Here is a 23,766-nt window from a genome sequence, read left to right on the forward strand (position 1 = left end):
AAAAGAAGCAAATTTGGGAAATTTGAGGAAGGGGAGTAAATCCGTGAAGTAGATGAAAAGTAGCAATAATTTCTTACATTTAATTTCCAATTATAAAAATATATACTATACTAGATACAAAGATTAATAAGGAGGGAAAAATTACATATGAAGAAGTTTGTCGGACTGTTTTTATCATTATTTTTGCTCTTAGGAGCATACACGCCAACTACTTCTGCTGCAGATTTAAACTTCTGCGATCAATTTAAAGGCGTAAAGAAAATTTGGTGGGATGGAATGGAACTGAAGCCCGGCCAAATTGGACGATTAACTGTCTTACAAGATACTCCTCTTTATAAAGTAACCGGGGAGAAAAAAGTATTTGCACGAACATTAAAAAAAGGTGAGTTTTACCGAATTTACGCTTTTAAGCCGGGTATGTTAAGCGTCGGCGGGGGATATTATATCAATCGCGATACAAAAGTAAAATATGAAACACCTAGCCAGACGAAGTTAAGAGCTGTTCAATGTATCCACAATCCATATGGATCCAAAGGCAACCCATCTGTATTAGGAGAAGTATGGAATGTGAAAGTGAACGATTGGCTCGACGGCCAAAAACAGTATCAAATTACAATGGTAGATGCTGTGACTGACGGAAATACAGCTTGGCAAATGATTAAAGAGGCAAACATGTTTAATGCTCCGCCACCGGCAGGCAAGAAATATGTTCTTGCCAAGTTCAGAGTGAAACTAATAAAGTTTGAAGGTAAAACATTTGATGCATTTGACGTTAACCCGGGAAGGTTTGATGCAGTCAGCAAAAATGGCGTAGTGTATGATCTTGCCGTAGTTGTTCCACCGAAACCTCATCTATCTGAAATTTATGAAGGAGGAGAAACCGAAGGCTGGGCAGCATTCCTCGTAAATAGTAATGATGAACCTCGGATTGTATGGCAGCGCGGCCTCGCTGACGAAATCTGGTTCTCTTTGAAAAAATAATTCCTGTTATCCCTCTTGCGTGGACAGCAAGAGGGATTTTTAGTAAAAAGGATCGCTCTGTATTGAAGGAATCTGACCCTGCCTCATTTTTTATGAAAAAAGGGTTGCTCTGTTATTTCCGTTTAATAGTGAATAGGGGCTGACTCAAACAACCATGTCCTGAAAGACACCACGATAGATGAGTCTTCAAGATAAGACACCGTATAAAAACCAAAGGGTCAGACCTTTCCAAAACAATATATAGATAAACATTAATAAAATCATTCTATATATTGACATTGTTGGAGGGTGTCAGACCCTTTATTTTCAAAAAATTCTTCATTATCTTAATGATTTCCTGAAAAAATTTACCAATAAAAACAAATTAGTCGTATTTTAAAATATTCCAGTATCACGACTTTCACCTAAAAAAAGAAGACAGCTTTTGCTGCCTTCAAATTTTATTTTGACAATATCTTCTTCACTTTTGTAACCGCCGCCTTGGATCCGCCTTTATCTTGAACGTTCTCGAGCATCATTGCAATCAAGATTTCCGGTTGGTTTGCATTGTATGCGACAAAACTGCCGTTTTCGGTTCCTTTTTCTCCCTGATGCTTTTTAAACTCTGCAGTTCCGGTTTTACCTGCAATCGGATAACCATCTATTTTTGCGGTATGGGCGGTCCCCTGAGGATCTTCAACTACTTTTAGTAAATCACTGCTAATAAGATTTGCCTCGGCTTCGCTTATAATACTTTCGTGCCAGACTTCACCTTTGGCTTCCTTTTCAAGCAATACCGGCTTGATCATGTTTCCTTTATTGATAAACGGTGTATAGGAAGCAGCAAGGTGAACAATGCTCATTTCCACTTGTCCCTGGCCATATCCGGAGTCTGCAAGCTTAATTTCCGTATCCATTTCGCCAAGCTTGGAACTTTCGATTGGGAAAGTATAAGGGATTTCTTCTTCAAATCCAAACATTTTTAATCCTGTCGTAAACCTTTCTTTGCCAAGCTCAAGTGCCGTTTGGGCAAAATAAATGTTATCAGAGTAAACGAGTGCTTTTTCTAGGTTAACCGGACCTTTCGGATCTTTTACCCTTGTCACTTTGTAATTTCCCCACGAGTTTTCTTTCTGCCACTGTTTCCCCTTAACATTTATAGTTTTTTCAGGCGTAATCGCTCCTTCTTTTAAACCAATTGCAGCAACAAGCGGCTTAATGACCGAACCAGGGGCATATGTCGCCTTGAACCGCGTTAACAGGGGCTGATTTTTGTTATCTTGGAGTTCTTTCCACTGGCTAGATGACATTCCCAAAGCTGCTTTGTTTGGATCAAAGCTCGGACTGCTGACGAGAGCCATTGTTTCACCCGTTTTTGGATTAATGGCGGAGGCAGTACCTGGTTCACCATTCATTTCCTTAAACACTTTAGCCTGTAACTCAGCATCAATTGTTAATGTAATGTTTTCACCATTCTTTACCTCTTTTTCTGCAAGTAGAACTTCTGTTCCATCCGCTTTCTTTATCGTGATTTTTGCGCCGTTTTCTCCTTTTAGCTGTTCTTCGAGAACCTGTTCAAGCCCTCTTTTTCCAATCATGTCATTGCTTGAATAACCTTTGCCTTCTAGTTCTTTAAGTTCATCGGCTGTAATTGGACCTACATAACCAATTAAATGTGCGGCTGACTCTTTATATGGATATACCCTTGCCTCTACATCCTTTTTTAATACGGACGGGATTGAAACCAGTTTTTCAAGCAGCTCGCGTTCTTCCTTGGAAATTTTCTTTATCGGCACAAAATAATTTGGCTGTACCCAGCTTGCATTTAACAATTTATCGATTTTCTCCGGCTCCATTTCAAGAAGAGCAGCCACTTGATTAATAATTTCTTCTCGATGTTCTCCCATTTTTTCCGGAACAATCCCGATTTCATAGGCTGTTCCGTTAACCGCCAACCCGTTTCCATTTCTGTCAAGGATTTCGCCGCGTTTCGCCGGAATCGCCGATACTTGGATCTTGTCTCCTTCTTTTAGTTCTGGAAAGATAAACGTTGTATCCCAGTCAACATACCAATTTTTTTCATCTTCCCGTTCTTCTTTTACAAGCTTCGCAGAATGGTCAAATTTGATAGGACCGGCTAAACTGTTCATCTTCACCGAAAAAGGAAATTCGATTTCATCTTCTTTCGGTTTGCTCCCTTCCTCTGGTTTGTCAAATTTGACTTTTATATCGGTGATTTCCAGGTCTCTATAAATTTTTTCGTATCTGCTCGTGAATTCTTCCTTTGTCACCTTTTCTTTTACTTTGTCTGATAAAAATTCATACATTTTATCAAATCTTTGTTCGTTCCATAGCTTTATATACTCGTCAAAACGATCTTCTGGCTTTGGCTCTTTTTTGCAGCTTGCCAGCACAATAACTATGAATACCGTTAATAATAAATATATGGCTTTCCTCATATTTTTCCCCTCCTCTGTATTAATTTACCATTCTACTATTATTAGAACAATGCGGAAATCTCAAAGATTCTAAATACTTTATTAGTTCAAAATATATATCCAAGCACGCAGCGTCCAATTGGCGCATAGTTTTCTTTATATTCCAACTATATTCTCCCTATAGAAAATAAGAGGCTGACTCATAATCAAAGGTCAGATACAAAAGAAAGTGGAGAAAAACGGCTCGTTTTTCTCCACTTTCTTTATTTTAGGGACTGATCAGACAGACCCATTTTTAACAAAATTATACATTTCTTGTTCTTTTCCGCTAAATTTATCCCAAATTAACATAAAAAGTCGAATTTTGAAATATTCTAGTAACATTTTTTAATAGAACTGTAAACTCACTAAGATTACTTCTATGAGATAATACAGTCAGCAAATAGAGAGAGAAGAGATTACTAGGGAATATTGGGGTGCAACATGAAAAAGTTTGTTATTACATTTTTGGTAACCTTGACTCTGTTTTTTGTCGGAATTTCTGAAACAAATCATACATACGCAGCAACAAACTACAGCGTAAAAGCTTCTGCGATCGCCCAAAAATATGTGGGAGTGCCTTATAAATGGGGCGGAATTTCACCATCAGGATTTGATTGTTCTGGTTTAGTTTATTACTCTTTTAAACAAGCAGGAAAACCTCTTCCAAGAACTGCCGGTGAAATGTATAGAAAAGGTACTGCCGTTTCCAAAAAGAATTTAAGAAATGGCGATCTCGTATTTTTCAACACTAATAAAAAAGGGGCTTCCCACGTAGGAATATACATAGGTTCAAATAAGTTTGTTCATTCAAGTTCAAAAGGTGTCAGAATAGACTCCATGTCTAATCCATATTGGAGCAAAGTCTATCACGGATCAAAGCGAATGTAACCTCCTAACGTTAGGAGGTTATTTTTTTATTTCTTATGTGAGAGATTAGGAGATTTATGTAGAAAAAAGTGGGTTTTCAATCAGGAACAGGTCTTCGCAATATTAACGCGTTAAATCGTTGAGGGCCTGGCCCGCGCTGCGTTAATGCGTTAAAGAGATGAGTGCTGGACCCAAGTTAGGTTTGTTTTTTCATTTTATGAGCCGTTATTTTATAATAAAGTTTTTTTGAAAATTCCCCATAAAAACTTAACTCTATTCCGTCTTTCCTCCCCCCCTCCTCCTTCCCGGTTTTTTCGGGTATAATAAAAGAATGTGGTTCTTGAGTTACGGGAGGTTGACAGATGGCACCGATTCCTGATCATTATAGAGAAATGTTGGAGTTTGCGGCCAGGAATTTTCAAAAGATGCTGCGGCCGGAGGCAGCTGAGGATGCGAGTATTATGCAAAAAGGCATGATTCTTTATCGCCAAGGGATGGTTTATAAAATGAAGCTGGAAGACGAAGCAGTCTTTGCCTCTGTTCAGGATGTGTCGCCCGTTGATGTCCGGCTTGATTTGAACTTTCTTGAAGCGAGCGGCTGCTCCTGTCCGGTGGCAGGATTTTGCCGGCATCAGCTTGCAGTATTTTTTCAGGCCTATTCAAATGTTGGCAGTGTTGCTGACTGGCTTGAAGAATGGCGCCAGCCAATAAAGGAAAAATCTCTTGCTTCGACATGGGGGCTGCAGAAGGCGAAGGACCTGTTAAAAAGAAATGCAAAATTAGTGCTGTCCTATGAAAACTGGATCCGCGCCTTTGAAGAGAGCTTCGACTCGATCATGAACGGAAAGGGAGAGCCGAGGCCATATGTCGTCCTGGAACTTTTCCAAGTCTATATGAAGCGCGTAAAAGCAAGTACCCCGGTTGAGCGGGAATGGAAAACTCTTTACGAACTGATCTCTTCTGTTTTCTCTTTTTTAAAACTTGCGGAAGTGAGCAAAAAATACGGACACAGTGATGAAATGGTGAACCGTTATTACCGGCATCTATTCCATTCTTTGATCGAGGATGCAGAGACGGCGATTTACCGGTTGTCTGTCCATTCCATGCCGTTTGCTTTTGATGAATTTATTGAGAAGCTCAAGGACAGCACCGGAAAGCTTCTGTTTGTTCCTGAGTTCATTGAATACGAAGGGGTTCAATTATATAGAGTTTTATGGACGAATCTTTTTAAGCAAAGCAAGTGGCGTGAAGATGAACGCTCAAGTTTGACCGAGCTTGTGAAACGAAACGGCTCCCTTCCGCCTGCGATCGCCCTTGCCCATCTGAACATGTTGGCCCGTAAAGATGAAGATGCGATTTCCGAATTGCAAAGGTTCGATAGAGATGCTGTTCCATACTTGATCTACTGGCTGGAATTGCTTACGGAGCAGAAAGCATGGAAAAGAATGACACCGTACGTCGAACTTTTTATTCTGCAGCTGAGCCGGTACATGGAAAAGCTTTTCGGATACCATAAACGACGTGATTTTACTAACTTGGCTCTCGATGTCCTGGCTCCGTTTTGTGTGGAAAGCAGCCGCCATGATTTATATGAACGCGCTCTTCTTCAAACCCTTCCTTACAGTTACGGAGATTATGAAGATTTTTTATTCCGGCATGGTCGTCTTGAAAAATGGGGGGAATTGCAATCGTATATTGGTTTTGATGTGCGCGATTTGCCGGCAGACCGAATAAAGACTGTTCAGAAGGAAAAGCCTGAGATCCTTCTTCCCCTCTACCATCAATCGGTTGTCCGGAATATTGAACTGAAAAACCGGGCAAATTACCGGGAAGCGGTCCGGCACTTAAAGAAGCTTCGTACGATATATAAGAAAATAAAACGTCTGGAAGATTTTGAACGGTTTATGGCCGAGCTGATGAAAAAAACAAAACGGCTTCGCGCCTTTCAAGAAGAATGCAAAAGAGGTAAGCTGATCGATGTATAAGACAAGATCTTTACAGATTGCAATTACACCAATAGGTGAACAGTTTTTTATCACCGCCGAAACCGAAAACTATATAGAGACTTCCCAGTGGAAACACCTTCTTTTTCATCGTCATGAAGAAAGTTTTTATGGGACCCTCCTTGATGTCGAAACCGTCGATGGAGTCGAAGGTGTTTTTGTGAATGGCTGGCAGCTTGTGACGCTGCTCGCGAAAGAACAATTCAACCGCCTAATAGAGTGGGACTGGGATGAAACGGCCCAAATATGCCTTGCGGCGGCACCGGCCATTTACGATGCAATTGTTGAAAAAGAATGGCGCCCTGATTTTTCATTGCTCGGTGAAGACGGATTTCAGTGGGCGCTTCCGGATCGGGTCATCAACGAATTTGACCCGTCTTTTTGGGAACAGCCGCTTGTAAACGGTGTATCCGTTCATGATTTTATCCGGGCCTGGTTCCACCATTCCCTTGAAGCATACTTTACGAGAAACTCTGAGCAGAGAGCATTTTTTGACGAAAAGCTGGCATTGTTGAAAAATAAAGACTTGCCTGCAGCAAATTTGTCTGCTTTTTTTGATGAGGAAAAGTGGCTGGAATGGATGAACATCAAGGATGATCCTGCTCCATTCACGATCGGACTGCGGCTTGAGGAGCCGGCTGATGAAGATGGCGAATGGAGCCTTGATCTCTTTTTGCGGGATAAAAAGAAGCCTGACGTCATCGTTGATCCGCATCATGGTTCATCGCTTCCGCGCGGCTGGAAACCGTATTTAGAAAAAGTTGCTGCCGAGGAAAACCGCTGGGGCAAGCTGTTTTCGTGGATGCAAGATGAAAACGGCCTTCTGCGCCGTTTGACAGAGGATCAGGCATGGACGTTTTTAACCGAAGCAAGTGAAGTGCTGCTTGCACTCGGTGTTGAGATCCTGCTCCCTTCCTGGTGGCAGGCGATGAAAAATGCCAATTTGAAAATAAAAGCCCGTGTAAAAGGAACGTCAAGCCACCGTCCATCTTCTGTCGGGCTACAGGCTATGCTCGATTTTGACTGGCGCTTTTCCATGAACGGCGTTGATCTCTCGGAAGAAGAGTTCCGCAAGCTTGTCGATGATAAAAGGCGGCTCGTGTATATTCGCGGCCGCTGGATCAAGCTCGACCCGAACTTTATCCGCCAAATTCAAGATTTAATGAAAAAAGCGGAAAAAGAAGGCCTGCACGTTCGCGACCTGCTTGAACAAGAGCTGATAGCTTCCGAAGAGGATGCGGCAGATGAGCTTGACAATCCGAAAGCATTTGCCCGGATTCAAATCGAACTGAACAAACAATGGAAGCAAATGGTCCGACAGCTTTCCGAAATCAGTGAAATTCCGGAAATGCCAGTTCCTGCCGGTTTACACGGCGAACTCAGGCCATACCAGCGGCTCGGCATGAGCTGGCTCTTGTTTTTGCGGCGCTTCGGTTTTGGAGCCGTGCTTGCCGATGATATGGGACTCGGAAAAACTGTTCAGCTCATTTCCTATTTGCTGTCGGTGAAAGAAAACGAAGATGCCGGGCCTTCCTTAATTGTGTGCCCTACATCGGTTCTTGGAAACTGGCAAAAAGAACTCGATCGGTTTGCCCCGAGCTTGAACGTGTATTTGCATTACGGCCCGGCGCGGCTTAAAGGAGAAGCTTTTAAAGAGGCAGCTCTTAGCTCGGATGTCGTTTTAACGTCATACGGCCTGACCCATCTCGATTTAGAGGAAATCGAATCGCTGACATGGAGCACGATCGCCATCGATGAAGCGCAAAATATAAAAAATGCACAAACGAAGCAGTCGCGGGCTGTAAGGCGTTTGAAAGGACGCCATCATATAGCCTTGACCGGAACGCCGATGGAAAACCGGTTAACCGAGCTTTGGTCAATTTTTGATTTTACCAACCATGGATATCTTGGCAGTGCCGGCCAGTTTCAGAAACGGTTTGTTATTCCGATTGAAAAGGACGACCAGAAGGATAAGATAAAAGAATTGCAAGCGCTGATCCGCCCGTTCCTCTTGCGCCGGACGAAAAAGGATGAAGAAGTGGCGTTGAATCTGCCTGATAAACTTGAGCAAAAGGAATACTGCCCATTAACAGCTGAACAAGCGTCATTATATGAGCAGCTTGTCCGCGACACGTTTGCAGAAATTGAAAAGCTCACGGGGTTTGAGCGAAAAGGTCTTGTCTTGCAAATGCTCAGCAAGTTGAAGCAGCTTTGCAACCACCCTGCTCTTTACTTGAAAGAGGAAAAACCAAGGGACTTGCTCGAACGTTCTTCTAAGCTGGAAAAATTAAATGAACTAGTCGAAGCGGTTCTTGACCAGGGCGAAAGCTGTTTAATTTTTACTCAGTATCTTGAAATGGGCGAAATGATCCGCACTGTATTGAAAAACATACATGGAATCGATGTGCCATTTTTAAACGGAAGCGTGCCGAAAAAACAACGCGATGACATGATTGAACGCTTCCAGAGCGGCAAATTCCCTGTGTTTTTGCTGTCATTAAAAGCAGGCGGCACCGGCTTGAACTTAACGGCCGCCAACCATGTCATCCATTATGACCGCTGGTGGAATCCGGCAGTTGAAAACCAGGCGACCGACAGGGCATACCGGATCGGCCAAAAACGGTTTGTGCACGTACACAAATTGATCAGCACCGGCACATTAGAGGAAAAAATCGATGCCATGATTGAAAAAAAGCAATCATTAAATGACCAAATCATCCAAAGCGAAAACTGGATTACCGAGCTTTCGACTAATGAACTGCGGGATTTGGTTTATTTGGGGTAAGAACTTTGCGGTTGCCGGCCTAGTGTTCGTCCTGGATTGCACTTTGGGTAAAAACTTTGCGGGATCCTTGGCGGCGGCTGCGGTTGCTTGATCATTTAGGTTAAAAATCTGCGGGGGTAAGGCGGTAGTCGTTGATTCAAGATGAACTCGGGGTTCTTGGTCAGTTGGGGCATCCGCTCGACCTTAATCCGGAGCTAATAGATCAGCCTTCTGATACGGAGGCTGATTTTTTTATCCATATTGGCGGTGTCTGTGAGTTAGGCGGTGAAAGTCATGAACCGGAAAGTTGAAAACAGGGTTCAGGCGGTTAGAATGCAAATTTTGACGGTTAAAACTCGAAGTTTGGCGGTTGGTATCCGTATTATAGGCGGTTAGACTTATATTTCATGATCTAATAATCGGCATTTTTCCTGCCAAAACAAATAAATTGGTCTGCTCAAAAGGAAAAAAAATTTACCCGCAACGGGCAAACATTAAACGCAGGTAATTAAAAAAGTGGGATTTGGTTCTTTGCCGGCATTTTCACGGTCACTAGGAGGGAATGTTAAATACAACAGTTTATTACCGTTTTTGATCAAAAAACACGAAAGAAGCTTATAGGCTGTCGCTCTGCTTATTTTACCTGCTTTTTCATTGATGAGGATTTTTTGATTGTGAATATTAAAAGTAAATTGGACGGCTTTAAACTGTTGATTTTCGACGAAGTTTACCGTCACCCTTGTTTGAGTGCGGAGAGGCAAAATACGATACGAAGTACGAAAAGAGTTGCGGCTTAATTGCAGGGCATCGAAAAATCCAGGTGGATGAACAATTTTTGCATTATATTCCGGATGTTCCTCTCCAATAAAAATTAGTTGACACCTTTCCTCCTTTTCACCTGAATGGATCAAATAATTCTTCATTTCATTGGCAATTCTCCTTTCATATATTCCCTTACATAATTCTCCAAATTTCTCACAAATCCTGCTAAAGTCCTATTTTTTTTGATTGTGCAAAAAAACGCACATTTTTATACGTTTTCATGTTGCACACAAACCCCGATAATACTTTTCCTGTTAAGTTAATCTTATTTGAAATTGTTGTGGGTGAGAAAAGATGTCGCTTTCCAAAAGCTTAGGGAGCTAAAAAATAACGGCTCCTATATTGAAATAAAAGCTCATTTAACTGATTAAAAGCTCATATACCAGATTAAGAGCTCATAAGCTGGATTATGGACTCATATATTTGCACGAAGGCTCATAAATTTTTTAAAAGGATCATAGATCCGGATGAAGCTGGATTATAGACTCATATATTTGTACGAAGTCTCGAAGGCTCATATATCTAAATAAAGGCTCATAAACCGAAATCAAAGCTCATATATTTGCACGAAGGCGCAAAAAAATTTTTAAAGACTCATATATTTGATTAAAGGCTCATAAAAATTATTAAAAGCTCATATCCCCCGATAAGAGCTCATAAATCTTTATATCTTATAAAACTAGCAAATTTTTTTTAAAAAAAGAAGGAATTTTGCCATTTTTTGTAGAAAAATGCCCAAAAATAAAAGGAGTGATGGCTTTGATCGCCAAGGAGCGGACTGTTCCGATAAAAATTTTGATGCTTGAGGCTTTATTAAGACGGCTCTCCAATGATCATCCAAGACGGCCGGAGTTTGAAGAGGAGCTTACAAGAAGGTGGGCCGGATATCGGGGAGAACTATCTCTCGACTACTATTTAAACTTCCTTCCAGAGGATCGTTACTTCATTTACCATGATCTTCATTTGGCGAATGGCCCTTTACATTTTCAGATGGATACGTTGATTCTTACTGCCAATTATGCATTAATTTTAGAGGTAAAAAATTTTTTCGGAACAATCAATTTTGAACCAACCTTTAACCAGTTTATCAGGACTGTCAACGATAAGGAGGAAGGATTTCCAAATCCACTTGCCCAGGTTAGGCGGCAGCGATCTCAACTGTTGCATTGGATGAATGATCATAGCCTTCATAATATCCCCATTGAATACTTAGTTGTAATAAGCAATCCTTCAACGATCATTAAACCACTCAATGGAAACTCTGAAATGTCTCGAAGAATTCTTCATTCTCCTAACCTTTTAGAAAAAATAAATGACTTTGAAAAAATCTATTCAACTGGAAAGCTAAGCTCGAAAGACATGCGAAAACTGAATCGACTTTTATTAAAAAGTCATACTCCTCCCGAGACGCAGACTTTTCAAATCCCTAAAAAAGAGTTAATAACCGGTGTCCAATGTCCGAATTGCTCATTATTTTCTATGGAACGTTATAAAAGAAACTGGCATTGTCCACATTGCACACATCAATCAAAAGATGCGCATGTCCAGGCGATTCAAGATTACTTTTTGCTTCTTAGCCCTACTATTACAAATAAAGAATTTCGTGAATTTCTTCATCTCTCATCAAGGCATGCTGCATCAAAAATGCTCTCATCTATGAACTTGCCATTTTCAGGAGAAAATAAAGGGCGAATCTATTTTAGACCTCAGTTTGATTTCAAAAATGAGATTACGAGTTCGGCTAATAAAATGAGGTAAAGGCTCATATATCAAAGTAAAGGCTCGTTTCCTCTGGTGAAGGCTCATAATTCAGATTAACGGCTCATAAATCTAAATAAAAGCTCATATATCAAAATAAGGGCTTATATCCTCTAATGAAGGCTCATAAACCAGAATAAAGGCTCATATATCAAAATTACGACTCATAAACCAAAATGAAAGCTCATAAAATAGAAAACTAGCACATTATTTCAAGTACCGAATTTCAAATTAATTCGGGCTGGAAATAATGTGCTATTATTTTCATCTTATTTCGGTTGGTTGTTCAAACTTTAAAAGATTCCGTCAGCAAAGGGGCAGACTCTTCAATCCAACATATAGACATTGCCAAAGGGAGTCAGCCCCCCTCCTCATGATGAAAGTGATACGCGAAAAAGCAGGAAATAAGAGTAGTTTCAGGTTAAAACAACATGTTGCTTCAGCCTTCAAAGTTCGGGGACTTCTCCCAATGGACTGCACAAATGCTGGGGGTACAAAAATGATGTTTTATTTTTTCATATTGATGACTGTTACTTTATCTCGCATCATGGATATGATACTTTGACGAATTCCTTGAGAACCAAGGCCTGAATTTTTAACAGCTGAAAACGGAAAATGATCCGGACCGCGCTCAGTTCTTCCATTAATTTGGACAGAACCAACGTCAAGTGATGAAGCAATAGAAAATGCTTTTTCGATATTTGTTGTAAATACACTAGCTTGAAGTCCAAATTCAGACTCATTTGCAATTTCAATTGCTTCCTCTACGCTGTCGACAATAATACAAGGCAAGACAGGTCCGAATGGTTCTTCCCAAGCAACTTTCATATCTTTCGTCACATTACTTAAGACAGTTGGATAAATCAAGTTTTTCTCGCGTTTGTTTCCGGTGATAAGACTAGCGCCTTTAGCCAGAGCATCATCAATTAAACCTTGTACAAAGTCCGCTGAACCTTCATCGATTAAAGGTGTAATATCCGCATCGTCTTCCGGTCTGCCAACCGTTAGTTTTTCGACTTTTTCTTTAATTTTTTCAATTAGCGGGGCCGCTGCATCTTTAAGAACGATCACTCTTTTAATGGCCGTACAACGTTGTCCGCTATATGAAAACGCGCCACTTACGATTTCCGTTGCCGCTTGTTCAAGATCTGCATCTTCGAGCACAATGGCAGGATCTTTTCCCCCAAGCTCTAGAACGAGAGGAATCATTGAAGCTTTTCTTGCTATATTTTGTCCTGTTCCTGTTCCTCCGGTAAATGAAATCATATCAATAAATGGGTGGGTAATGATATAATCGCCAATTTCTGAACCTTTTCCTGTAACGGTATTGACCAACCCTTCTGGCAAACCGGCATTTTCTAATGCTTGAATCATTAATAATCCACTTATGGCTCCTTGTGTCGCAGGTTTGAAAACAACTGCATTTCCTGCAATTAAAGCGGGGGCAATTTTTGTAGCAGCAAGGTTAATTGGGTAGTTAAACGGAGAAATGGCTAAAATGACGCCAAGCGGTTTTTTTTCGACGATTGCTGTTTTTATTGAGCTGTCTGCATCTAACGAACCGCCATTAATGAATTCTCCGTGAATACGAACACCTTCTTCTGCCGTGTAGCGAATGATGTCTGCAGTTCGAGTCACTTCCCTTTTGGCTGTTGAGATGTTTTTCCCTACTTCATTCATGATCATCGGAGCAATTACATCAATCATTTTTACTAATTCATCTGCCCAGGCATGCAATATCTTAGCGCGTTCACTTACGGCCAGCTTTGCCCATTTTTTCTGTGCTTGGCGAGCTCCGGCTACCGCTTTATCTATTTCATCTTTTGTCATAGCCGGAACCCGTCCCACGATTTCGCCTGTAGATGGAGAATAAATATTGATAAATTCATTAGAAGAACTATAACTCCATTTTCCATTTAATAAGAACTTATGATCTTTTTCTAATACTTGCATGAAACAATCCCAACTTTCTAAATATTATTTAAATTATGTTAATTAGAACTCTAATGCAGTAAGCGATTCCAATACAAGACTTTTTTTAAAAAAAATTACAACGTAAAGGAAGCATCCGCCCATTTTCCTAAAAATTTCTAATAAATGGAATGTTACTGGCTTTTAAATTGTGTCAGGAATCGCATTTATTGAAATCCATCTCTAGTCGTACACCATGCCGATTTCATCGCATTTACCCGGAAAGTTTACGGTTGAAAAATGCTATTTTTCAGTAGAAAAGGGGCGGAGCTATGCTAACAAAAATAGAAATGCCAACTTATCTTTAGCAAGATGCTTGTTTAACTTTGTAAATATTTAGAGCTTTGCTTCGCTCACACCGCCTTATTTTGTTGGTTCTGTTTTATAATGAAAGCTATTTCCATGTTAGGGGGTGGGAGTTTAAAACTCATGCAAGTTTTTTGTGAACTTTGCCGAAAACTTTGTAATTATCTGAACTTTTTATTTGCAAATGCATGGGGAAAGCTTAAAATTATTTTATATAAATTTAGGAGGTGCTCTGTTAGTGCGATTAAAAGACAAGAAAGTTGTCAGTCTAGTGCATCATGAGTTTGAGGATTTGGAGCTTTGGTATCCAATTCTTCGTTTGCAGGAAGAAGGTGCGGTTGTCCATCTTGCAGGGGAGAAGGCAAAAGAAACGTATATAGGAAAATATGGGGTTCCGGCAGTATCTGATTTTGCATTTGGTGAGATCAATCCTGAAGAATATGATGCGCTTTTAGTGCCGGGCGGCTGGGCACCGGATAAGCTGCGCCGTTTTCCGGAAGTAATTGCGTTAGTGCAGCATATGGAAGAAAATAAGAAGCCGATTGGCCAAATCTGTCATGCCGGTTGGGTGCTGATTTCTGCAAAAATCTTGCAAGGAAAAAAGGTAACAAGCACACCGGGTATCCGCGATGATATGGAGAATGCAGGAGCAATATGGTTTGATGAGCCGGTGGTGGTGGACGGACATCTTGTTTCAAGCCGCCGTCCCCCAGATTTGCCCGAGTATGTAAAAGCTTTTGCCGATGTATTGGCTCATAACAATGAATAAATTTTTCAATAGCATGAGGATTCCCCTATGGAATCCTTTTTTATTTTTTATGCTCTTTGGATCGTCTCCAGTTTATTTCTTTTATAGTACCCGATTCCGACTACCATCAATACGAATGCAATTGGAAGTCCAACATGGATCGTTTGTACTAATTTTGGAGCTAAAGAATGTAGAAATTCAGCTATTTTTGGATCTCCAACAATCATTTCACCGGCAGTATATGCTAAAAGACCGGCACCCGCATAAATAATAATAGGAAATTTTTCCATAGCTCTTAAAATAATTTGACTGCCCCAAATAATGATTGGAATTGAAATCAAGATACCAATTAGGATCGGTACAAAATCATGTGCAACACCCGCTAATGCTAAAACGTTATCCAGTGACATGACAGCATCTGCGATAATAATTGTTCTAACTGCTGATGCTACCGTGCTGCCCCCGGCTTTGTGTTCTTTTTCTTTTCCGGCAAGTAAATTATAAGCAATTCGAATTAGCAAAATTCCTCCAATGGAAGAAATTAACGGAATTTTCAACAACCACACAATAATGGCTGCGACAATTAATCTTAAAACTATCGCACCGAATGTTCCCCAAAAGATTGCTTTTTTTCGATAATTTTCAGGCACATTTCTAGCGGCTAAAGCAATAACGATTGCATTATCTCCGCTAAGTATGAGGTCAACACCAATAACTTTTAAGAGTGTTGCCATTTCCATCCCTAAGAATTCCACTGTTTATCCCCCTGACAGGTTGTTGTTGTAATGTCATTTAAATGTTGACCTTCCTAGTTTTCATCTATCTTAAACATTTTAAACTGTTTTCATTTTGATGAATCTTGAGAATAACACAAAAAACCCGGCATTATGCCGGAGAATGTGAGGATTTGGAGGCAGTCATTGATTCTTTATATGGAAGGAAAATATATTGGAAGGAATATGGAAGAAAGTTATGAGAAGTATTAGATCGTGATGGAGTAATGGTTTTTCATGGATTTTTCAGCTTTTTGATGCTCGTTTTTCGGAGGGTCTTTTACGAGAGTAAAAATGGTTGTGTTATTGTCTCGCAATGTTATGTTTTTCATGCACCATTCGAGCTGTTGAACCCGCTTGTTTAAGTCATCAACTTTTTCGTTCGTTTTGCCGAGCATTTTTATTAAGCTTTCTAAAAGCACTTCCACTCTGGTTTCCCAATCGTTATGATTATTCAACTGCAAAAGCCTCCTTTTCTTGCTGTTTGGAACGATCAACTGGAGGCTTTGGACTCAGAAACCGGACTCCTTCGGCAACCACCTCTGTTACATAAACTCTTTTGCCTTCTTGATTTTCATAGGTTCTCGTCTGAATTCTGCCTGTGATTCCGAGCACTGAACCTTTCCTGCAATACTGGGCAGTGTTCTCGGCAAGTTTTTTCCAGAGGGTGCATTGGACAAAATCAGTGTCAATTTCTCCATGCTGGTTACGATAATTGCGGTTGACCGCTAAAATGATATTGGTTACGTATGTACCCTCAGGGGTAACTCTTAATTCAGGGTCTCTAGTCAACCTCCCGACAAGTGTAACTTGGTTTATCAAAGTTTCTTCTCCTTTCCTTTTGATATTTTTATGATAGTCTTGACTTGCCCTATCGTAAAATTGCGATAAATAATTTATAGGAAGAAAATTGACTCAAGTATTCGGATTTTCACTTGGCAAAAATCTGATTTTCAAATGATAAAACACCTGAAATTAATTTTTTACTACTTTCGACAAATATTTTTCGACACGGTTAGAATTCGTTTTCATTCTAAGCTGTGTTATAATTTCTCATACTAGATGGTGTGTTAAAAAAGGTTTGTGAACTACTTTCCAGCGAACTGGGAAACGGGAGGAAAAAGATGAAAACGTTCAAGCTGATCTCGCTGCAAATTGTCGAAGGTACGGATTTGAAGGATATTGAATTGCAAGACGGGCTGATTATTAATAAAGAAGATGAACATAGCAGGTGGCTGATTGAGGCTTATACAAAAAAAAGTTATCTTGATTATTTTAAAGCTGGCGACGAAAAAATTGTTCAGGTAGTGATTTCAAAAAAGGAAAATGACCCTGCCTCGTTTCTCACAAAAGTGCACTCTGTAAAGGAATTTGAAAACAATATCAGTGTTTTACTTGAAGGCACGCTGAAAAGAACAAGAAACGAATACGCCGAATTGGTGCTCGATGACCTCCTTAAAAAAGGAATGACCGGAGACAACCTGCTAATCGAATTTAAAGAAAAAATGAAAAGCAGACCAAGGCTGGCTGTTATTAAGAAGGCTTGATCAAAAAACTCCTTTTTGGGGGCCGGGCCCCCTTAATGCTTTAAGGAGTTTTCCTATTTTTCCAGCAAGAGTTTCGATTAAATCTGGGCCAGGTTCCTTAATGCTTTAAAGGAGCTCCCGCAAGTCAAATGGGAGTTTTTTGGTTTGGGGCCAGGCCTCCTCATGCTTTAAGGGAGCTCTCGTAAGTCAAATGGGAGTTTTTTGATGGTCGGACCTTCTTATCGCTTTAAAGTGTTAATGTAGTGGGGTTATTTTTTGCATTTTAATATGGAACTTCTTATTTGAAAAATGTAAGATAATGTAGAAGGAGGTGAAATGACATGAAAGAAGACAGATTAGATAGAATTGAAGAAATGCTGACAAGTATTATTGCTATGGTTGGTAAAACTAACAGTATACAGCAAAGCATGGAAAACAGATTGCAAAGTCTGGAAGATAGAATGCAAGGTCTTGAAAACAGAATGCAAAGTCTGGAAGATAGAATGCAAGGTCTTGAAAACAGAATGCAAAGTCTGGAAGACAGAATGCAAGGTCTTGAAAACAGAATGCAAAGTCTGGAAGACAGAATGCAAACTATGGAAGACAAAATGCAAGGCATTATTGCCGAGCAAGCAGAAATGCGCAGGGAAAATGAGATTCGCTTTAATAAAATCGATAAAAAGATTGAGTCACTGTTGGCCGATCAAGATCATATTTGGGAAAAGGCGGTCAGAAATGAAAGGGAAATTGCAAAAATTAAAAGACATGTTGATTTATGATGAGAAACGGCCTTTCCCCGATTGAATAGAGAGAAAAGGCCGCAAATTAGTATCCTCTTTTTGTCATTGTATACTTGACTTGGTTATAGTCTCCCAATTCTTTTTTACCTTATTCGTCTTTGTTATCTTCATCGTTTAAATCTTTAGGATCTTCGAGTAGAGGCTCTTCGCCTGGTGTGTTTTCATCCTCGGCCGGGTCCATTCCGCCGTTATCGTTGTTATCCCCATTTTCATTGTTGTTGTCATCAATAATGCCATTGTCGTCATCGCCAATATTTCCATTATTGTTGTTATCTGCCGGATTTTCAACGTCGACGTCATCCTCCGGAGGCGGATCCTGATCATTGACGTTACATCCTGCGAAAAGGATGGCAGAAAGGATAGATCCTCCGATTAACAGTAAAAGCTTTCTCTTCATAATAAAAGCTCCTTTCCTATGTTAGTTTCAATTGACCTTATGTATCGGGTCTAGATTTATCTTGCCCAAAATCCAGAAAACCTTGCATAGGAAAGGAAAATTTTTTTTGGGGTTCTTCCTTCATCGATTTAACGCATTAATGGGGTGCGGGCCTGACCCCTGTTGCTTTAACGCGTTAATGGGGCGCGGGCCTGGCCCCTGTTGCTTTAACGCGTTAATGGGGCGCGGGCCTGACCCCTACTCTTTTTTCTCACCGAGTGCAAAGCTAATTTCTGTTTCACAAACAACTTCGCCGTCAACGGTTGCAACGCCCTTGCCTTTGCCGATTGCACCGCGCACGCGAACCATTTCCACTTCTAAGCGAAGCTGATCACCGGGCTTTACTTGCTTTCTAAAACGGCAGTTATCGATTCCAGTGAAAAAAGCCAGCCTGCCTCGGTTTTCTTCTTTTTTGAGCATGGCAACTGCTCCTACTTGTGCAAGCGCTTCAACGATCAGCACTCCCGGCATAACCGGATAGTCAGGAAAATGACCGTTAAAAAACTCCTCGTTCACCGAAACATTCTTTATGCCAACCGCTTTTTTCCCTTCTTCGATTTCAAGAATTTTATCAACAAGCAAAAATGGATATCGGTGTGGAATGATTTCTTTAATTTCTGTAATATCGAGCATTTTAGTACCTCCTCTTAATATTAGGTATAATATTATTTTACACAAAACCGCAAACAAAAAGGAAGGGGTTTCTCAGTCTGAACCAATGCTTGCCTCCAAAAGTCCAGATCAATTACCCTTCCTTTACTTTTCATTTTTCTTTATAAATAAGATCATATATATGAGTCCACGTTGATTTTTGAAAAACTTCTGTGACCTTGCCTTTCCCGAGAACCCCGTAACCGACCATTGCTCCGGCAATGGCGCTCACTACGATCAATAAAGCAACAATAATAATCCGAAGCCATATCGGGATTAGCCGGACACGGACCCGCTTTCTTTTTTCTTTTGTTGGTTCTTGCTGCTTTTTTTTTGCTTTCTCTATTTGTTCCCGAGTTCGGACTTCTGCTTGGTTATTGTTGTTTATTGACATTGTTGCATACCCCTTTTAACGAATTCCGTTCACTAACCCCATCATTTGATCTGCTATCGTAATTGATCGAGATTGGAATTGATAAGAGCGCTGAACATTCATCAGTTCGGTCATTTCTTTCGACAAATCCACATTCGATTGTTCCAAAACGCCTTGCTTCATGGAAATTTGCGCCCGGAGCGGCCCGTTTAATTGTGTCAAAATATCCTGTTCCAAAACTCCAAGCTCAGCAAAGTTTCCCGGCAGCCCTAATAGGTTTGCTCCCTTTTGCTCCAAAAACTGCGGTTTTTTCACAAGGGTGACACCAAGATTAACAACTTGTCTTGTTCCATTTGTTTTTTCAACAACGAGCTGTCCGTTTTCTGTAATAGTGTAACCTTTTGCATCACCTGTTATAGAAATCGGGTTATTGTTTTCATCTAAGATGGAATATCCGTCCCCAGTCACAAGCATCATTTCATTTTCGGAAATAGGTGTTAAATGAAAAGAACCGCCGCGCGTTAAATGGATGGACGAACCATCTTCATTTTGAACAAGGACCCGAAAGTATTGGCCTTCTTTTGTAAAAGCGACGTCAAGCTGGCGGCCAGTTGTTTTCAAATTTCCCTGTTTCATTATGATCTGTGATTGGGAAAGCCTCGCACCCGTTCCCTGGCGGATCCCGGCCGGTGTCAGCCGATTCTGCTCCTCGTTTACATTAGTTTGATTTCTGTACTCCTGGAAAAGCAAGTCCGTGAACGTTGCTTCTCTTCTTTTATAACCGGCTGTATCTATGTTTGCCAGGTTGTTGCTGATGATATCCATTTGTTTTTGCAGTTGTAAAAGTGTGTTCGTTGCTGTGATCATTGTCCTATTCATACTAAAATCCCCCTTTACGGGTATCGCATGTTTTATGATTCTTAGCTTGTGTCGAAAATTGAAAAGTTTCTTTTGCCGGTACCACCTGTTTTTTGATTCCCAGCCTGTGTCGGAATTGAAAAAATTTCTTTTACGGGTACGCAGCTGTTTTTTGATTCCCAGCTTGCGTCGAATTTGCAAAAATTTCTTTTACGGGTATCACCTGTTTTTGATCCCTAACTTGTGTCGAAATCGCAAAATTCCATTTACGGGTATCACTGTTTTGATCCCTAACCTGTGTCGAAATCGCAAAAATTCCATTTACGGGTATCACTGTTTTGATCCCTAACCTGTGTCGAAATCGCAAAATTCCATTTACGTTACCCAGCTGTTTTTTGATTTTAGCCCAAGTGAACAATGAAAAAATTTCCTTACAGGATACCACCTGTTTCGATTTTTAGCCCAAATCTATCTTCAAAAGAAAAATTTCAAACGTTTATCCTATGCGGCCAATGTCATTTGCCGCTTTTTCCATGCTGCGGTCGTAAGCTTGAAGGACTTTCTGGTTGGCTTCAAACGCGCGGTAAGCAGTCAGCATATCTGTCATTGTTTTTGCCACATCAACATTTGAACGTTCCAGAAACCCTTGCTGCAGCGTGAACAGTACTCCATCTGAGTTATAAGCATTGGGAAGCTGATTTCCGTCTTCTGTCCGGAAAAGACCGTCGCCTTCTTTTATCAACCGTTGAGGATTTTCTGCAAACCCGATCCCCAGCCTTGCCGTTTCGCCATTTTCTCCTGTTAATACACCATTGCTATTGATGGTGAACTTATCACTGGAAAGCTGAATGCGGCCTCCTTGCTCGTTTAAAACATACAATCCGCTTGCTGTTGTTAAAAAGCCCTTTCCATCGACCGTAAAGTTTCCATTCCGTGTGTAGCGGACATCCCCGTTCGGATGCTGCACCGTGAATAGAACCGTGCCCTTTAAGCCGTTTTCCTCATTTGCCGGAATATTGATATCAACCAGGGCAACATCTGTATGTAATTCCGTTTCGCGAAGATCGCCTTGAATAAACTTAGGAATTGCTTCTTGCATGTAAACACCGGTATTTATCGATCCGATCGGTGTATTATATGGAAGTTTCAAGCCGTTCTCTGTCGGAATTTTTCGCTGGTCGAACCGCTGCAGCAGCATCTCCGGAAACGCTCTTATTGATGATTGGTCCGCCTTGAAACCCGGTGTATTTGCATTGGCCATGTTATTTGCCAGCATTTCCGTTTTTCGCTGCTGTGAAATCATTCCAGACGCAACGGTGTAAAACCCTTTAAACATTGTTCCACCTCATTTTCAAAACCGCACTTTTATACTTATTTTTTATTATAAAAAATTTTTGGCGAAGAAACATATCTTTTTGCAGAAAAAAGTCAAATATTATAGAGCCGAAAAAAAGAGGACAGTTTTTGTATAAAAAAGAAAAAATCTGCCGCTTGGAGAAGTTTTTTTCTCAAACGACAGATATATTCTATTAACCGAATCTTCTTTTTGGAATACGGTCTATGTTATCAAGCATGATTCCTGTACCGATTGCTACACAATCCATTGGATTTTCGGCAATCAATACCGGTACTTTTAATTCTTCTGCCAGAAGCATATCAATTCCGTGCAGCAGTGCGCCTCCCCCGGTTAAAATAACGCCGCGGTCGATAATGTCGGCAGAAAGTTCCGGTGGTGTGCGTTCAAGAACACTTTTGGCTGCCTGAACAATTACGGAAACAGATTCACGCAGTGCCTGCTCAATTTCAGCTGAACGGACGGTAATTGTCCGAGGCAATCCTGTTACCATGTCACGGCCGCGGATATCTAATTCCTCGTTTCGTGAACCGGGAAAAACGGTTCCAATCTTTGTTTTGATATCTTCTGAAGTGCGTTCTCCAATCAGAAGTTTATATTCTTTCTTAATATAATTTAATATTTCTGTGTCAAATTTGTCCCCTGCCATTTTAATAGAAGAAGAAGTTACAATATCGCCCATTGATAAAACGGCAATATCGGTTGTTCCGCCTCCGATATCGACGACCATGTTTCCGCTCGGCTGAAATATGTCCATGCCGGCGCCAATTGCAGCTACCTTCGGCTCTTCTTCCAAGTAAACTTTTTTGCCGCCGCTTTTTTCAGCAGCTTCTCGAATCGCTTTTTGTTCAACGCTTGTAATATTTGTCGGACAGCAAATCAGAATGCGCGGTTTTGATAAAAATCCTTTTACATTGAGTTTGTTAATAAAATGTTTCAGCATCGCTTCCGTTACATCAAAATCAGCAATTACACCATCTTTTAACGGCCGGATCGCGGTGATGTTTCCAGGTGTACGTCCGACCATTCTGCGCGCTTCTTCTCCTACCGCAAGAACTTTATTTGTATTTTTATCAATCGCCACAACGGATGGCTCATTTAATACAATTCCACGGCCTTTTACATGGATCAGCACGTTGGCCGTTCCTAAATCAATTCCTATATCCCTTGCAAACATTCCTATTCCTTTCCTCCTTAAGTCGCAGCGTAAAGGGTACGCTTTTTCGCCAGCTGCGGCTCTCAAGAACACGTCCATAGCTCTCCCTTGGAATTCCATCCCCTGCTAGATGTGGCTGTTATGTATCGTTTCTTAAGGGCCGGCCAACTTTTGTAAAACGAACCAGGTCCTTTCCTAATAGCTTATTTTATCACAATAAGGAAGAAAAACGTAACTTATTGTCAGAAAAACAATGAAAATTTTCCTAAAATAGAGTTGCAGGAGAATATTTATTCTGTTTTTTTTGTCAATTTTGAGAATTTATGAGCCTCTTTTACCATTTTGTGAGCAGCTTTTTAAGATTTATGAGCCGCTTTTTATGGTTTATGAGCGGCTCTTCAAGATTTATGAGCGACTTTTACCATTTATTAGCCACTTTAAGGATTTTATACGCCCTTTCATTTAACTAAAATAAAAAAAACGTGCCATATCGAAGGAAAAATGCTTCCTTCGGTGGGCACGTCTCCATATTCCGGATTTTCGTCTGCGAGTTTTTCGCTTTATTGAACTGGTTCTTCTTCCTTTTCTTCCTTTTTATACTTCAGCTTCGTTGCTTCTCCGCCACGTAAATGGCGGATTGATTTATGGTAATCTAATATTTCTTTTACTTCATTTGCAAGTTCCGGATTAATTTCTGGAAGCCTCTCGGTTAAATCCTTATGGACTGTACTTTTGGATACGCCAAACTCCTTCGCGATAACGCGAACTGTTTTTCTCGTCTCCACGATATACTTCCCAATCTTGATAGTTCTCTCTTTGATGTAATCGTGCACACCACTCGCCCTCCCTAAATTGGATGTGAGAAGTGTGAAATGAGACTCGCTTCGCTAAGTTGAACTACGGCTGTTCCGCACGTACAAACAGATCCTTTCAGGCTCCTTGTGCGGCAGAAAGTATGTACTTTCTGATCTTACATCGATTAAACATATCCCCAACTATTTCCCTGTTGTTTCCAAACGATTCCTCACCTCAAACACTCTCTTTTTTGTAAGGTTTGTAAACAGTTTATTAGCTTGGATACGGGAATATGCACGAAAAACTCAATCGGTACAAGGTATGAAGCAAATTTTTTTAAAAAGGGGTCTGGCCCTCATTCTATT

At 40.6% G+C, this 23,766-nt stretch carries 22 protein-coding genes; 9 read left to right on the forward strand and 13 right to left on the reverse strand.

Annotated features, from left to right (window positions below):
• The first annotated feature begins 147 nt into the window (after nucleotides 1-147).
• Entirely contained in the window at nucleotides 148-981 is an 834-nt protein-coding gene (locus tag C0966_RS13120) for a hypothetical protein (RefSeq protein ID WP_274856180.1), read from the forward strand.
• Nucleotides 982-1,421: 440 nt separating this feature from the next.
• Here C0966_RS13120 and C0966_RS13125 read toward each other — a convergent pair whose 3' ends face one another.
• Nucleotides 1,422-3,419: a penicillin-binding transpeptidase domain-containing protein gene (locus C0966_RS13125; RefSeq protein ID WP_274856181.1), complete on the reverse strand. Its 1,998-nt coding sequence runs from the start codon at nucleotides 3,417-3,419 to the stop codon at nucleotides 1,422-1,424.
• A 462-nt stretch (nucleotides 3,420-3,881) separates the two neighbouring features.
• Here C0966_RS13125 and C0966_RS13130 point away from each other — a divergent pair, with 462 nt between their 5' ends.
• The 4 genes from C0966_RS13130 (at nucleotide 3,882) to C0966_RS13145 (ending at nucleotide 9,385) form a co-directional block, all read left to right on the forward strand.
• Nucleotides 3,882-4,328, forward strand: coding sequence for a C40 family peptidase (locus C0966_RS13130; protein WP_274856183.1), 447 nt, complete (start codon nucleotides 3,882-3,884; stop codon nucleotides 4,326-4,328).
• A gap of 341 nt (nucleotides 4,329-4,669) precedes the next feature.
• On the forward strand, nucleotides 4,670-6,292 hold the full coding sequence (locus C0966_RS13135; protein ID WP_274856184.1) for an SWIM zinc finger family protein: 1,623 nt from the start codon (nucleotides 4,670-4,672) through the stop codon (nucleotides 6,290-6,292).
• Nucleotides 6,285-9,095 (forward strand): DEAD/DEAH box helicase, encoded by a 2,811-nt coding sequence (locus C0966_RS13140; protein WP_274856185.1) that lies wholly within the window; start codon nucleotides 6,285-6,287, stop codon nucleotides 9,093-9,095. The genes C0966_RS13135 and C0966_RS13140 overlap by 8 nt, the downstream gene beginning before the upstream one ends.
• 131 nt (nucleotides 9,096-9,226) lie before the next feature.
• Entirely contained in the window at nucleotides 9,227-9,385 is a 159-nt protein-coding gene (locus C0966_RS13145; RefSeq protein WP_274856187.1) for a hypothetical protein, read from the forward strand.
• Between the two features lie 183 nt (nucleotides 9,386-9,568).
• Here the strand turns inward: C0966_RS13145 and C0966_RS13150 are convergent, their stop codons facing one another.
• Entirely contained in the window at nucleotides 9,569-9,997 is a 429-nt protein-coding gene (locus tag C0966_RS13150) for a hypothetical protein (protein WP_274856188.1), read from the reverse strand.
• 652 nt (nucleotides 9,998-10,649) lie between these two features.
• Here C0966_RS13150 and C0966_RS13155 point away from each other — a divergent pair.
• Nucleotides 10,650-11,654: a nuclease-related domain-containing protein gene (locus C0966_RS13155; RefSeq protein WP_274856834.1), complete on the forward strand. Its 1,005-nt coding sequence runs from the start codon at nucleotides 10,650-10,652 to the stop codon at nucleotides 11,652-11,654.
• Nucleotides 11,655-12,161: 507 nt separating this feature from the next.
• On the opposite strand, the gene C0966_RS13160 is transcribed toward C0966_RS13155, so the two are convergent.
• A complete protein-coding gene (locus C0966_RS13160; RefSeq protein WP_274856189.1) occupies nucleotides 12,162-13,607 on the reverse strand; it encodes an NADP-dependent glyceraldehyde-3-phosphate dehydrogenase in 1,446 nt (481 codons plus the stop codon).
• Nucleotides 13,608-14,169: 562 nt separating this feature from the next.
• Between C0966_RS13160 and C0966_RS13165 the strand changes: the two genes are divergently transcribed.
• Entirely contained in the window at nucleotides 14,170-14,700 is a 531-nt protein-coding gene (locus C0966_RS13165) for a type 1 glutamine amidotransferase domain-containing protein (RefSeq protein ID WP_274856190.1), read from the forward strand.
• A 47-nt stretch (nucleotides 14,701-14,747) separates the two neighbouring features.
• On the opposite strand, the gene C0966_RS13170 is transcribed toward C0966_RS13165, so the two are convergent.
• The 3 genes from C0966_RS13170 to C0966_RS13180 all read right to left on the reverse strand — a co-directional run bounded on the left by C0966_RS13170 (nucleotide 14,748) and on the right by C0966_RS13180 (nucleotide 16,274).
• Nucleotides 14,748-15,434 carry a TerC family protein gene (locus C0966_RS13170; RefSeq protein ID WP_274856191.1) on the reverse strand — a complete coding sequence of 229 codons (687 nt, stop codon included), beginning with the start codon at nucleotides 15,432-15,434 and terminating at the stop codon, nucleotides 14,748-14,750.
• 227 nt (nucleotides 15,435-15,661) lie between these two features.
• Nucleotides 15,662-15,910 carry a hypothetical protein gene (locus tag C0966_RS13175; protein ID WP_274856192.1) on the reverse strand — a complete coding sequence of 83 codons (249 nt, stop codon included), beginning with the start codon at nucleotides 15,908-15,910 and terminating at the stop codon, nucleotides 15,662-15,664.
• Nucleotides 15,903-16,274, reverse strand: coding sequence for a single-stranded DNA-binding protein (locus C0966_RS13180; RefSeq protein ID WP_274856193.1), 372 nt, complete (start codon nucleotides 16,272-16,274; stop codon nucleotides 15,903-15,905). Before C0966_RS13180 ends, C0966_RS13175 begins: the two co-directional genes overlap by 8 nt.
• Nucleotides 16,275-16,576: 302 nt before the next feature.
• Between C0966_RS13180 and C0966_RS13185 the strand changes: the two genes are divergently transcribed.
• A complete protein-coding gene (locus C0966_RS13185) occupies nucleotides 16,577-16,999 on the forward strand; it encodes a YwpF-like family protein (protein ID WP_274856194.1) in 423 nt (140 codons plus the stop codon).
• Nucleotides 17,000-17,319: 320 nt separating this feature from the next.
• Entirely contained in the window at nucleotides 17,320-17,757 is a 438-nt protein-coding gene (locus tag C0966_RS13190) for a hypothetical protein (RefSeq protein WP_274856195.1), read from the forward strand.
• A gap of 109 nt (nucleotides 17,758-17,866) precedes the next feature.
• Here the strand turns inward: C0966_RS13190 and C0966_RS13195 are convergent, their stop codons facing one another.
• The 7 genes from C0966_RS13195 to spoIIID all read right to left on the reverse strand — a co-directional run bounded on the left by C0966_RS13195 (nucleotide 17,867) and on the right by spoIIID (nucleotide 23,439).
• Nucleotides 17,867-18,175 (reverse strand): hypothetical protein, encoded by a 309-nt coding sequence (locus C0966_RS13195; RefSeq protein WP_274856196.1) that lies wholly within the window; start codon nucleotides 18,173-18,175, stop codon nucleotides 17,867-17,869.
• Between the two features lie 237 nt (nucleotides 18,176-18,412).
• On the reverse strand, nucleotides 18,413-18,847 hold the full coding sequence (gene fabZ / locus C0966_RS13200) for a 3-hydroxyacyl-ACP dehydratase FabZ (protein ID WP_274856197.1): 435 nt from the start codon (nucleotides 18,845-18,847) through the stop codon (nucleotides 18,413-18,415).
• Between the two features lie 130 nt (nucleotides 18,848-18,977).
• Nucleotides 18,978-19,259, reverse strand: coding sequence for a DNA-directed RNA polymerase subunit beta (locus C0966_RS13205; RefSeq protein WP_274856198.1), 282 nt, complete (start codon nucleotides 19,257-19,259; stop codon nucleotides 18,978-18,980).
• 15 nt (nucleotides 19,260-19,274) lie between these two features.
• Nucleotides 19,275-20,117: a flagellar hook-basal body protein gene (locus C0966_RS13210; RefSeq protein ID WP_274856199.1), complete on the reverse strand. Its 843-nt coding sequence runs from the start codon at nucleotides 20,115-20,117 to the stop codon at nucleotides 19,275-19,277.
• Between the two features lie 475 nt (nucleotides 20,118-20,592).
• Entirely contained in the window at nucleotides 20,593-21,432 is an 840-nt protein-coding gene (locus C0966_RS13215) for a flagellar hook-basal body protein (protein ID WP_274856200.1), read from the reverse strand.
• Nucleotides 21,433-21,625: 193 nt separating this feature from the next.
• Nucleotides 21,626-22,627: a rod shape-determining protein gene (locus tag C0966_RS13220; RefSeq protein ID WP_274856201.1), complete on the reverse strand. Its 1,002-nt coding sequence runs from the start codon at nucleotides 22,625-22,627 to the stop codon at nucleotides 21,626-21,628.
• 539 nt (nucleotides 22,628-23,166) lie between these two features.
• Nucleotides 23,167-23,439: a sporulation transcriptional regulator SpoIIID gene (spoIIID, locus tag C0966_RS13225; protein ID WP_003346764.1), complete on the reverse strand. Its 273-nt coding sequence runs from the start codon at nucleotides 23,437-23,439 to the stop codon at nucleotides 23,167-23,169.
• Between the last annotated feature and the right edge of the window lie 327 nt (nucleotides 23,440-23,766).

This window comes from Bacillus methanolicus (assembly GCF_028888695.1).
GTDB lineage: Bacteria > Bacillota > Bacilli > Bacillales > Cytobacillaceae > Bacillus_Z > Bacillus_Z methanolicus_B.